At 72.8% G+C, this 12058-nt stretch carries 10 protein-coding genes; 7 read left to right on the forward strand and 3 right to left on the reverse strand.

Annotation, left to right across the window (positions count from 1 at the left end; genetic code table 11):
* Window positions 1-62 precede the first annotated feature (62 nt).
* Together JOD57_RS24730 and JOD57_RS24735 are read right to left on the reverse strand one after the other, a co-directional pair.
* A complete protein-coding gene (locus JOD57_RS24730; RefSeq protein ID WP_204694451.1) occupies window positions 63-1541 on the reverse strand; it encodes an amidase in 1479 nt (492 codons plus the stop codon).
* Between the two features lie 213 nt (window positions 1542-1754).
* Window positions 1755-2441 (reverse strand): NRDE family protein, encoded by a 687-nt coding sequence (locus tag JOD57_RS24735; protein ID WP_307824926.1) that lies wholly within the window; start codon window positions 2439-2441, stop codon window positions 1755-1757.
* 366 nt (window positions 2442-2807) lie between these two features.
* On the opposite strand from JOD57_RS24735, the gene JOD57_RS24740 reads away from it, so the two are divergent.
* The 3 genes from JOD57_RS24740 to JOD57_RS24750 all read left to right on the forward strand — a co-directional run bounded on the left by JOD57_RS24740 (window position 2808) and on the right by JOD57_RS24750 (window position 5463).
* On the forward strand, window positions 2808-4097 hold the full coding sequence (locus JOD57_RS24740; RefSeq protein WP_204694452.1) for an acyl-CoA dehydrogenase family protein: 1290 nt from the start codon (window positions 2808-2810) through the stop codon (window positions 4095-4097).
* A 243-nt stretch (window positions 4098-4340) separates the two neighbouring features.
* A complete protein-coding gene (locus JOD57_RS24745) occupies window positions 4341-4745 on the forward strand; it encodes a hypothetical protein (protein WP_204694453.1) in 405 nt (134 codons plus the stop codon).
* Window positions 4746-4791: 46 nt separating this feature from the next.
* Window positions 4792-5463, forward strand: a complete 672-nt coding sequence (locus tag JOD57_RS24750; RefSeq protein WP_204694454.1) for an enoyl-CoA hydratase-related protein — start codon at window positions 4792-4794, stop codon at window positions 5461-5463.
* A gap of 216 nt (window positions 5464-5679) precedes the next feature.
* Here the strand turns inward: JOD57_RS24750 and JOD57_RS24755 are convergent, their stop codons facing one another.
* A complete protein-coding gene (locus tag JOD57_RS24755; RefSeq protein WP_307824927.1) occupies window positions 5680-6909 on the reverse strand; it encodes a M20 metallopeptidase family protein in 1230 nt (409 codons plus the stop codon).
* 168 nt (window positions 6910-7077) lie between these two features.
* Here JOD57_RS24755 and JOD57_RS24760 point away from each other — a divergent pair, with 168 nt between their 5' ends.
* The 4 genes from JOD57_RS24760 (at window position 7078) to JOD57_RS24775 (ending at window position 12035) form a co-directional block, all read left to right on the forward strand.
* A complete protein-coding gene (locus JOD57_RS24760) occupies window positions 7078-8100 on the forward strand; it encodes an Lrp/AsnC family transcriptional regulator (protein WP_204694455.1) in 1023 nt (340 codons plus the stop codon).
* Window positions 8101-8237: 137 nt separating this feature from the next.
* Complete coding sequence (locus tag JOD57_RS24765; protein WP_307824928.1) at window positions 8238-9281, forward strand: ABC transporter ATP-binding protein; 1044 nt, start codon at window positions 8238-8240, stop codon at window positions 9279-9281.
* Complete coding sequence (locus JOD57_RS24770) at window positions 9278-10336, forward strand: ABC transporter ATP-binding protein (RefSeq protein ID WP_204694457.1); 1059 nt, start codon at window positions 9278-9280, stop codon at window positions 10334-10336. Before JOD57_RS24765 ends, JOD57_RS24770 begins: the two co-directional genes overlap by 4 nt.
* A 103-nt stretch (window positions 10337-10439) precedes the next feature.
* The gene (locus JOD57_RS24775; protein WP_204694458.1) at window positions 10440-12035 is read left to right on the forward strand and encodes an ABC transporter substrate-binding protein; all 1596 of its coding nucleotides are present in this window, start codon (window positions 10440-10442) and stop codon (window positions 12033-12035) included.
* Window positions 12036-12058 lie beyond the last annotated feature (23 nt).

Consider the following 12058-nt stretch of genomic DNA (forward strand, 5'->3'; position numbering starts at 1 on the left):
GTCCCTCGCGTCCACCTCGGCGACGCCTCCCTGACCTGCAGGAGCGCCAGGACGATGCCGGGTCAGCTGAGCGGCCGGTCCGCGCACCGGGCGTAGGTGCTGTGCCAGGGACGCAGGCGTTCGTAGACCGCGCTGGCGGCGAGGACGTCGGAATCGCCGTAGCGACGGCCGATCAGCTGCATGCCGACCGGCAACCCGTCGACGTCCCCGGCGGGGATCGAGGCGGCCGGGTGCCCGGTGAAGTTGACCAGGTAGGTGAGGCACCAGCCGATGAGCGGGTCGACGTCGACGCCCTCGATGCTGCTCGGGCCGACCGTGTTGCCGTCCTCGGCGTTGACCACGGGCAGCGCGGCGAGGGTCGGGGTGACCAGCAGGTCGTGGGAGCGCAGGACCTGCTGGACCCGGTCGTACACGTGGGTGCGCACCCGCTGGTCGCCGAGCACGTCGAGCGCACTGAGCCGGCGACCCTCGTCGATCCAGCGCAGGTACTCCGGCGGGAGGTCGTCGCGGTGCTCGCCGAGCACGTCCACACCCTGGGCCGCGATCCCCTCGAGGCCCTCGATGTTGAGCGGCGCGATCATGCGGCACCACAGGTCGCTGAGCTCGCGCTGGTCGTGGTCGAACGTGAGGTCGACCTCCTCCACGACGGCGCCGGCGTCCTCGAAGGCACGCACCGCCTGCTGCACGACGGCGGCGACCCGCCGGTCGACCGGGTAGCCGCCGAAGTCGGGGCTGTAGGCGATCCGCCAGCCGCTGATCGACCGGCGCGTGGCCCCGGCGAAGGTGGTGGGGTCGTCGAGGGCGAAGGGGTCCCGGTCGTCGTAACCGGCGAGCACGTCGAGGGCGAGGGCCGCGTCGTCCACGGTGCGGGTCAGCGCACCCTCGAACAGGAACGGGTTGAGGGAGCCGAAGGCGTTCGGGCGAGCGGTCTGCGGTACGCGGCCGAAGGACGCCTTGTAGCCGTACAGGCCGCACCAGGCCGCGGGGATGCGGATGGAGCCACCGCCGTCCGTGCCCTCGGCCAGGGGGAGGAGCCCGTCCGCGACGGCGGCGGCGCTGCCACCGGAGGAGCCCCCGGTGTTCCTCGTCGGGTCGAAGGGGTTGCGGGAGGGGCCGAACAGGTAGTTGTCGCACGTGCCGCGGAAGCCCATCACGGGGCTGTTGGTCTTGCCGACCAGGATGGCGCCGGCGGCCTCCATCCGTTCCGCGTAGGTGCAGCGGGCGGGGACGCTGAAGCTCTCGAGCGCACGGATCCCACCGAACGTCGCGGGCCACCCGGGCTTGAAGTCGAACAGGTCCTTGATCGCGGTCGGGACCCCGTGCAGGGGGCCGATCGCCGCGCCGGAGGTGAGGGCCCGCTCGGCCTGCCGCGCCCGGTCCCGGGCCTCGTCGAAGGCGGTGAAGACCAGCGCGTTCAGGCTGGGGTTGCGCGCCTCGACCCGGGCGATGACGGCGTCGAGGAGCTCGACGGGGGAGAGGTCGCGACGTCGGATGCGGGCGGCGAGCTCGGTCGCGGTGGCGTAGGCGAGATCATCGGTCATGGACGTCGTCCGCCCTTCCTCGTGAGGGACACCGAGAGGGCGAGTCTGCCGAGGCCGGGCGGGCGGGACAAGGAGCCGGGGGCGACCGTGGACGGGTCGCAGGCCGTCGTCGCCGCCCGGAGTCCGCTGCCGACGCGACGCGGCCGGCAGGCGGATCCGGAGGCCCCCACCACCCGGCCCGCGGACGAGCACCGCTGGAGTGCCGTTGCCGTACTAGCCGACGGCGAGGGTGTCCCAGGACCGTCGGGTCCAGGGCTCCCGGCTGTAGGACAGCCGTAGTCGACCGGGCCGGGCCTCGATCAGCTCGCCGAAGACGGTCGCGAAGACCTGGCCGTCCTCCTCGTGGTGCACGACCAGGGCGCCGGGGTCGTCCCTCGGTGGCGCGCTCTGGACCAGTCGGCGCCACTCCTCGGGATGGCCGGCCGCCCGGAAGGAGCCGAGGTGACGCTCGGCCTTGCGGTCCTCGAGCCCACCGGAGGTGACCATGACGGTTCCCTCGGGGTGTCGGCTCTCCTGGAGCCGCACGCCGTCGAAGTCCCAGGTGACGAGTTGCTCGGGCGTCGCCAGGACGAGCAGGAAGCCGGCCATGCCGGCGAGCTCGAGGTGCGCGCGCCACTCCGTGCCGTGGGCGACGCCGAGCAGCGGCAGGATCCCCCGGCTCGACGCCCCGGGATCGGCCACACGTCTCTGCGGCCGGTTGAGCACGAGCGCGGTGGCCCCGGTGTCGATCCGGGTCGCGCACCACGTCCCTCCGGCGATGCGGTCGCGCCCTGCGACGACGTCGGGGTACTCGGGCCACCAGCGACCAGGGTCGTCGAAGGGGCGGGTGGCCAGCTCGTCGCGCAGGGCGAGGATCCGGACCGGCTGCCCGTCGGACCAGCGGATGACCACGGTGCACACGCCGTCATCCTCCAACGGCTCACCGGACGGCAGGCGCACCCACCAGCTCTCAGGCGCTGACGCGGGGGGCGGACCACGGTCGCCTCCACGTCGCGCACAGCCGGGGCGAGCAGACCGAGGCCTCCGTGCGGGTCCGCGCCTCCGACGAGCCACACCCACCGGTGTCGACCCCCGCCGCCGTCCACCGGGAGCCGCGCCTGCTGACGTCCGGCGGTGGCAGGAGTCACCATGGTCTCCCAACGGGACGGCGGTCGTGCGGTCGCCATCCGCCGCGCCACTGCGGGGCGGGGTCCGCGAGCCGGTCCTGCCCGGGACCGGCGGGGACCCGCCGACGCGGTGGACACGACAGCCGGGGAGAGGCAGATCATGCAGTTCAGCGAGCGGGGCACGGCGGCCCTGAGCGAGGTCCGGCGGTTCATGGCGGACCACGTCTATCCGAACGAGCGGGCGTACCACCAGCAGCTCGAGCAGGTGGGGCCGGCCGGCTACCCGCCGATCATGGACGAGCTCAAGGCGGCCGCGCGCGAGCGTGGGCTGTGGAACCTGTTCCTGCCGCACCTCGCACCCGACCACCCCGGCACGAAGCTGTCGAACCTGGACTACGCGCCGATCTCCGAGGAGCTCGGCAAGGTCGGCTTCGCCTCCGAGGCGCTCAACTGCAACGCGCCCGACACCGGCAACATGGAGGTCCTGAACCTCTACGGGTCGGAGGAGGTCAGGCAGCGGTGGCTGCTGCCGCTGCTGGAGGGCGAGATCCGCTCCGCGTTCTGCATGACCGAGCCCGACTCGGCCTCGTCGGACGCGACGAACATCAGTCTGCGCATCGAGCGCGACGGCGACGAGTACGTCCTCGACGGCCGCAAGTGGTTCAGCTCCGGCGCGCTGGGCGAGCGGTGTCAGGTCCTCGTCGTCATGGGCAAGACCGACCCGCGGGCGCCGCGGCACACCCAGCAGTCGATGATCGTCGTCCCCAAGGACACCCCCGGCATCTCGTTCGGCCGCAGCCCGACGGTGTTCGGCTACGCCGACCGCGGCGGGCACCCCGAGGTCGTCTTCGAGGACGTGCACGTCCCGGCGGGCAACCTGCTCGGGCAGGAGGGCAGCGGCTTCGCCATCTCGCAGGCACGGCTGGGACCCGGCCGCATCCACCACTGCATGCGCTCGATCGGCGCCGCGGAGCGCGCCCTCGGCCTCATGGTGCAGCGCGCGCTGCAGCGGGAGACGTTCGGGACGCTCGTGGCGCACAAGGGCGTCGTGCAGGACTGGATCGCCGAGTCGCGCATCGAGATCGACATGGCGCGCCGGTACGTCCTGCACACCGCCCACCTCATGGACACCGTCGGCAACAAGGCCGCTGCGACCGAGATCTCCGGGATCAAGGTCGCCGTGCCGAACATCGTGCTGAAGGTCATCGACCGCGCGATCCAGGTGCACGGCGCGGCCGGCGTCACGCAGTTCACGCCCCTGGCCGAGATGTACGCCCACCAGCGCACGCTCCGCATCGCCGACGGGCCGGACGAGGTGCACAAGATGACCATCGCGCGCCGCGAGATCCTCAAGCACGACCCTGACTTCCGGATGTCCGGCAGCGGCAGCGCCGAGCCCTGGGTCGCTGCGGATCAGCAGGACGACACGCAGGTGTCCTCCCGCCCGTAGCAGGGGGACCGGTCCCGGCGCTGATCCGCGGCCTGGCGTGTCACGGCGGTGTCCCGAGGGCCCCGCAGGCCCGGAGAGGCATGCACCCGGCCTCGTGACCCGCCGGGCCGACCGACCGCCAGGTCTGCTAGCCGGGACGTGGGCGCACTGACCGGGCGTGTCCTGTTCGGCTGCCACTGCCGTAGCAGGGTCGGTCGGCACGCCGAAGCTCTCCCTCCACGACGCGGCGCCACGGCGCGGCAGATGGCCACAGCCGTGGAGCAGGCGCTGGCCGCCGGCGACGGCCGGCGGGCGGTGCAGGCCGCGGCCGACGCGCCGGCTCGGCTCGCCGACGACGACGACCAGCGCGCCGCGCAGCTGCTGGTCGCCCTGCAGCGCGACGACGTGCTCACCGACTCGGTGGCCGCACCGGTCGCCGAGGAGCTGCGGGCGCTCGACACCACCCTCGCCGCCACCCTGCGCCGGCTGGCCCGGGCCGTCTGGGACCGCGGTGATGCCGCCGCGGTGGACGTCGTCACCGTCTGCGTGGTGCGGCTGCCCGCGGCGCTGCTGTTCCGCGAGATCCGCACCGGGCGCGTCCATCCGCACACCCGGGTCCAGCTCGCCGCCGCCGTCGGCGCCGTTCTCGACTGCGGCCCACCGCACTGAGCACGTCAGCACGCGCGCACCGCCACACCACCCCGGAGGAGCCCCGATGCCCACGCTGGAACGTCACGACGACGTCTTCGTCCTCGACCTCGGCGACACCGAGAACCGCTTCCACCCCGACTGGCTGGCCGCGGTCGGCGCCGCCCTCGACGAGGTCGAGGGAACCGACGGGTCGCGTGCCCTGGTCACCGTCGCTACGGGCAAGTTCTTCTCCAACGGCCTGGACCTGGACTGGCTGGGCGCCCATCCCGACCAGCACGAGGAGTACGTCCGTGACGTCCACGCGCTGCTGGCCCGGGTGCTGGCACTGCCGGTGATCACCGTGGCAGCGCTGCAGGGGCACACCTTCGCCGCCGGCGCCATGCTGTCCCTCGCTCACGACCTGCGGGTGATGCGCGCCGACCGCGGCTTCTGGTGCCTGCCCGAGGCAGCCATCGACATCCCGTTCACTCGCGGCATGTCCGCACTCATCCAGGCCCGGCTGGTTCCGCAGACCGCCCACGAGGCGATGACCACCGCGCGCCGCTACGGCGGCGGCGACGCGCTCACCGCCGGCATCGTCGATCATGCCGTTCCCGAGGACGCCGTCCGCTCCACCGCCCAGCAACTCGCCGCCGCTCAGGTCGGCAAGGCCGGCACGACCCTCGCCACCATCAAGACCCGCATGTACAGCCCGGTCCTCGACCTGCTGCGCGACCGCACCGACCCCCGCGGCTGACTGCGTCACCACGCAGGACCCACTGGCATGCCAGGGCAACGCCCGGCCGCGCGAGCGACGAGCGTCTGTCGGTGCGACGACGAGTGTCTGACGCGCAGGAGACCCCGATGGCCGTCGAGCCCTGGGCGGTACCCGTGACCGCGTAGCCGGGGAGCGCTCGGGGAGCCGCGACGCCGGGGAGCCCGGGCGGGGCCACCGGCCCGGCCGAGCCCGACGTCAGCCGGCCGCCGCGGCCGTCCCGGCGGCATCCCGGTCGAGCGCGCGCACCGCCAGCTCGGCGTGCAGCAGCACGCCGTCGGCCAGCACCGCGTCGCTGAACTGCGCCCGGGGGCTGTGGTTGTTGGGAGCCGTGGACCAGTCCTCGCCGACGGCGGCGCCGAGGAACAGGTAGCAGCCGGGGACCTCCTCCAGCACCCGGGAGAAGTCCTCGGACCCGGCGTGCGGGAACACCCTCGGCGCGTACCGCTCCGCGCCGAACACCTCCGTCACGACCTCCGCGGCGAACGCGGTGTGGTCGGGTGCGTTCACCGTGAGCGGGTACTCCTCGAGGTACTGCGCGTCGGCCTCCAGGCCGTAGCCGGCGGCCACCGAGCGGCAGAGGCGCACCGACGCCTCGCGCATCCTGTCCCGGGCCTCGGCGGAGAACGTGCGGACGGTGGCCTGGAAGGTCGCCTCGTCCGGGATGATGTTCCGCTTGGTACCGGCCCGGAAGAGACCGACGGTGACGACGACCGGGTCGAAGACGTCGAACGTGCGGGTGACCATCGTCTGCAGGTCGCCGACCAGCTGCGCGGCCACGGAGACCGGGTCCTTGGCCAGGTGCGGTGCCGAGCCGTGGCCGCCGGAGCCGCGGACGGTCACCCGGAGCTCGTCGCTGGCGGCCATCAGCGTGCCCGCCCGGGTGGTGAACCGCCCCCGGGGGTCCATCGCCGACATGACGTGCATGCCGTAGGCCGAGGAGACCCGCTGCCCCGCCGCGTCCAGCACCCCCTCGGCGAGCATGTGGCCGGCGCCGTCCCAGCCCTCCTCACCGGGCTGGAACATGAACACCACGTCCCCGGCGAGGGTGTCGCGGTGGGCGTGCAGGAGCCGCGCCGCCCCGACGAGCATCGCGGTGTGCAGGTCGTGCCCGCAGGCGTGCATCACGCCCTCGACCTCGCTGCTGAAGTCCAGTCCGGTCTCCTCCTGCACCGGCAGCGCGTCCATGTCGCCGCGCAGCAGCACCGCCGGGCCCCGCCGGCCGCCGCGCAGCACCGCGGTCACGGAGGTGGTCGTCGTCCCGGTCGACACCTCCAGCCCCAGGCCGTCCAGGGCCGCGAGCACGGTCTCCTGGGTACGGGGCAGCTGCAGCCCCACCTCCGGCTGCCGGTGCAGCTCGTGCCGCAGCTCCACCAGCTCGCCCTCCATCGCGTGGGCGTCCGCGCGCAGTGCCTCTGACCGGCTCACTCGTTCTCCTCGCTGGCGCTCGTCGAACCGTGCCCGACGGTGCCCGGGTCCCCGCGGAACCCCGCACGCCCGGCCACGGGGGCCTCCCCAGTGCGCTGGTCGGATCGTCGGGCACTCGTGACCTGTTGTCCCGCTATTTGCAGGCATCCGTCATGGGAGGCTCCACGGATGCAAGAAGTGGTTGCGCTGGACGAGGACGACCTGGCGCTGGCCGAGGCGTTGCAACGCGATCCCCGGGCCCCGTGGACGGCGGTCGCGGAGGTGGTCGGCACCAACGCCGTCACCGCGTCGCGCAGGTGGGAGCGGTTGCGGGCCACCGGCGCCGCCTGGGTCACCGGCACCCCGGGACCCGGCTCGCACCACGCCCAGGTGCTGGCCTACGTCGACGTCACCTGCCTGCCCAGCGAGAAGACCCGGGTGGCCCAGGAGCTCGCCGGCGACGCGCACGCGCTGTCGGTCGACATCACCGCCGGTGGCCGGGACCTGCTCCTGACCGTCGCCGCCGTCGACCTGCCCACCCTGGGCAGCTACCTGCTCGAGAGGCTCGACAGGGTGCCCGGCGTCACCGGCACCAGAGCGCGGATCGCCACCCGGCTCTACGCCGAGGGCAGCACCTGGCGGCTGGGGGTGCTGCCCGCCAACGGGGCGGCTGGCGCCGCCATCCCGTTCGTCCGCCCCGCCGTCCTGGACGAGGTGGACCGGGAGCTGATGTCGGCGCTCGGGGAGGACGGCCGGGCCTCCTACGCCGCACTGGCCCTGGGGACCGGCATCAGCCAGCCGACCGCCCGGCGCCGGGTCGACCGGCTGATCGGCTCCGGCGCGGTGATCCTGCGGACGGAGGTGGCGGCTCCGCTGGCCGGACTGCCGGTGATGGTGGTGCTGTCGGCCGACGCACCGGCCGGCCGGCTGGACGACGTCGCCTCGCGGCTGGGGCGACTGCGCCAGGTCCGCCTGTCCGCCACGCTCGCCGGCACGCCCTGCCTGCTCGTGACCGCCTGGCTGCCCTCGCTGGAGGAGGTGCACCGGTTCGAGCAGGAGCTGGTGCACCAGGTGCCCGAGGCCGACGTGGTCGACCGGCTGGTGGTGCTCCGCTCCGTCAAGCGGATGGGACGCCTGCTCGACGCCTGGGGCCGGGCCACGGGCACGGTGCGGATGGACGTCTGGCGGCAGCCGGTGCCGTCGCCACCCTGAGAACGGACGATGCCGTCACGCTCCGGCGTGACGCGCGCCACATCGGGTGGTGACCCACCGCCGTTATGCGGGCGTCACCCATACGGGGTCGATGTGGCCTAGCTTTCAGCAACCGATCCGTCGAGGAGGCGCTGCTCGTGAGCAGTCCCGTTCTCTCCATCCGGGGTCTGACGACGGAATTCGTCACCCCCGCCGGAGTGGTCAAGGCCGTCAACGACGTCAGCTGGGATCTCTACCCCGGGGAGACGCTCGGCGTCGTCGGTGAGTCCGGCTCGGGCAAGAGCGTCACGGCCATGTCCATCCTCGGGCTGGTGCAGAGCCCGCCCGGGCGCATCGTGGCCGGCGAGATCCTCTTCGACGGACGCGACCTGCTCGCCATGTCGCCGAAGGAGCTGCGGCGGCTGCGCGGCAGCGAGATCGGGATGATCTTCCAGGACCCGATGACCAGCCTGAACCCGGTGCTCACCGTGGGGCAGCAGATCTCCGAGGCGCTGCTGCTGCACGACCGCACGATCAGCCGCGGCCAGGCGCGGTCCCGGGCCATCGAGCTGCTCACCATGGTCGGCGTGCCCAACCCCGAGGGGCGCTACGACCAGTACCCCCACGAGCACTCCGGCGGGATGCGGCAGCGCGCGATGATCGCGATGGCCATCGCGAACGACCCGAAGGTGCTCATCGCCGACGAGCCGACCACCGCGCTCGACGTGACTATCCAGGCGCAGGTCCTCGACGTCCTGCGGACGGCGCAGGAGCGGACGAACGCCGCCACCATCCTCATCACCCACGACCTGGGGCTGATCGCCGAGCACGCCGACCGGGTGGTCGTCATGTACGGCGGCAAGGTCGTGGAGGTCGCGGACGCCTTCTCGATCTTCTCCGCCCCGCGGCACCCCTACACGCTCGGCCTGATGAGCAGCCTGCCGCGGCTGGACGTCGACCTGCAGCGGCTGGACCCGATCCCCGGCTCCCCGCCGAACCTGATCGACCTGCCGCCGGGGTGCTCCTTCCACCCCCGCTGCCGGGTCTCCCGGGGCCGCGAACCGTGCCGCACGGCGGTGCCGCCGCTGTACGACGTCGGCGACGGGAAGCGCTCCGCCTGCCACTTCTCCGAGGAGGTCCCCGCCGAGATGGCCGTGGTGGCACGTGAGATGGGTGCCGGACTGGGGAGCACCGGCACATGAGCCCCGGGGGAGCCCACCCCGCCGCCGCACCGCCGCAGGACCTGCACGAGCGGGCGGCGCACGGCGAGGAGATCCTGCGGGTCGAGGACCTCAAGACGCACTTCCCGATCCGCGGCGGGGTCACCCGCCGCCAGGTCGGCACCGTCTACGCGGTCGACGGCGTGAGCTTCACGCTGACCGCCGGGGAGACCCTCGGCCTGGTGGGGGAGTCCGGCTGCGGCAAGACCACCACCGGCCGGACCCTCGTCAAGCTGCTGGAGCCGACCGCCGGCAGGGTCGTGTTCAAGGGCAACGACATCAGCGGCTTCAGCCGGTCGCAGATGAAGGCGGTCCGCCGGGAGATGCAGTTCGTCTTCCAGGACCCCTACACCTCGCTCAACCCGCGGATGACCGTGCGCGGGATCGTCGGCGAGGCGTTGCAGATCCACGGGCTGGCCTCCGGCGGGGAGCTGCGATCGCGGGTCGACGCCCTGCTGCAGTCGGTGGGCCTGGACGCCGTGCAGGCCGACCGGTACCCGCACGAGTTCTCCGGTGGCCAGCGTCAGCGGATCGGCATCGCCCGCGCGCTGGCCCTGGACCCGCAGGTCCTGGTCCTGGACGAGCCGGTGTCGGCGCTGGACGTGTCCATCCAGGCGCAGGTGGTCAACCTGCTGCAGGAGCTGCAGGCGCGGCTCGGCCTGGCCTTCGTCTTCATCGCCCACGACCTCGCGGTGGTCCGGCACATCTCCGCCCGCGTCGCGGTCATGTACCTGGGCAAGATCGTGGAGATCGGCGACCGGGCGGACATCTACGCGCGTCCCACGCACCCCTACACCCAGGCCCTGCTCTCCGCGGTGCCGATCCCCGACCCCACCAAGCGGGGCGGCCGGGAACGGATCATCCTGTCCGGTGACGTGCCCAGCCCGGCGAACCCGCCCTCGGGCTGCAACTTCCGCACGCGCTGCCCCAAGGCCCAGCAGATCTGCGCCGAGGAGGAGCCGGCCCTGATCGACCGCTTCGGCCACGGGCACCCCAGTGCCTGCCACTTCGCCGAGGTCAAGCCGGTGATCGCGTGAGCGCCCCGGGACGGGTGAGCACCGTCGCCCTGCCCTCGTCCCCGATGTCGCGCCGCACCGTCCCTGGACCGTCCACCGTGCCACTCCGTCAGAGCGGGAGACCATGAACACCACCACGACAGCACGCCGCCGCACCTCCAGGACCCGGTCCCTCGCCGCCGCCGCGGCGCTCGCCCTGCTGGTGGGCGCCTGCAGCGTCGAGGACCCCGAGGCGCCCGCGGCGGACGGCGAGGGAGGCGGCGGCACCTTCTCCATCGCCGTCGGCATCGACCCGGACACCTTCGACCCGGCCGGGCAGACGACGACCACGGTGCAGAACATGGTCGACTACGTCGTCGAGACGCTGGTGACCGTCGACGACGAGGGCACCGTCGGGCCCCGGCTGGCCGAGACGTTCGAGACCTCCGAGGACGGGCTGACCGTCACGCTCGGTCTGGTCGAGGGCGCGCAGTTCCACGACGGGACGCCGTTCAACGCCGAGGCGGTCAAGTTCAACCTCGAGCGGATCATCGACCCGGCGCTCACCGTCCCGCTGGGCTCGCCCTTCGAGGTGATCCAGTCGGTGACCGCCGTCGACGAGTCCACCGTGGAGATCACCCTGAGCCGGCCCTCGCCGGGCTTCCTCAGCGCCCTGTCGGTGACGACGGCGGGGATGATCTCCCCGGCCTCGGTCGAGGCCGAGGGCAACACCAACCTCAACTACCAGAACCCTGTCGGCACCGGGCCCTACACCTTCGAGGACTACACCGCCGGTGAGAGCGTGACGGTGCAGAAGTTCGCCGACTACTGGGGCGAGGAGCCCCACTACGACACGGTGAGCTTCCGGATCGTCCCGGAGGCGGCCACCCGGGAGAGCCTGCTGCTCGCCGGCCAGGTCGACATGATCATCCTGCCGCCGGTCTCGGACATCGAGGCGCTGCAGGACAACGACGAGGTCGAGGTGCTGCTCGCCCCCAGCGACCGCACCATCTTCATCGCGCTGGACAACAACGACCCGCTGCTGTCCAACCCGCAGGTGCGGCAGGCGCTGAACTACGCCGTCGACAAGCAGGCCATCGTCGACAGCGTGCTCTTCGGTGCCGCCGAGGTGATGGACGCCCCGATGGCACCCAGCCTCTTCGGCTACTGCGAGACCGGGTCCTACGACCACGACCCGGACCGGGCGCGGCAGCTGCTGGCCGACGCGGGCGCCGAGGGCGCCACCCTGGACCTGCTGACCCCCAGCGGTCGCTACGTGCAGGACGCCCAGGCCGCCGAGGCCATCGCCGGCTACCTGCGGGAGGTCGGGCTGACGGTCAACGTCACGACCAGTGACTTCCCGTCGTTCCTGGCCCGGGTGAACGCCCCGCCGTCGCCCGAGACCGTCGACATGCACCTGCTCGGCTGGGCGCCGGCCTACCTGGACGCGGACTTCCAGATGCAGATGTTCCGCCAGGCCACCCACCCGCCGGCGGGCCTGGGGACGGCCTTCTACACCAACCCGGAGGTCGAGGAGATCCTCACCCGGGCCGACGTGGAGATCGACCCGGACACCCGGGAGCAGCTCTACTGCGACGCCTCGGAGATCATCTGGGACGACGCGCCGTGGATCTTCCTGTGGACGCAGTCGTTCCCGATCGTCCACTCGACCGACGTCGAGGGCATCGGCTCCACGCCGACCGAGAAGTTCGACGCCATCTACGCGCGGCCGGTCGGCTGACCGGCCGGGCCGCCCCCGCGTCC

It is taken from the genome of Geodermatophilus bullaregiensis (assembly GCF_016907675.1).
In the GTDB taxonomy this organism is placed as follows: domain Bacteria; phylum Actinomycetota; class Actinomycetes; order Mycobacteriales; family Geodermatophilaceae; genus Geodermatophilus; species Geodermatophilus bullaregiensis.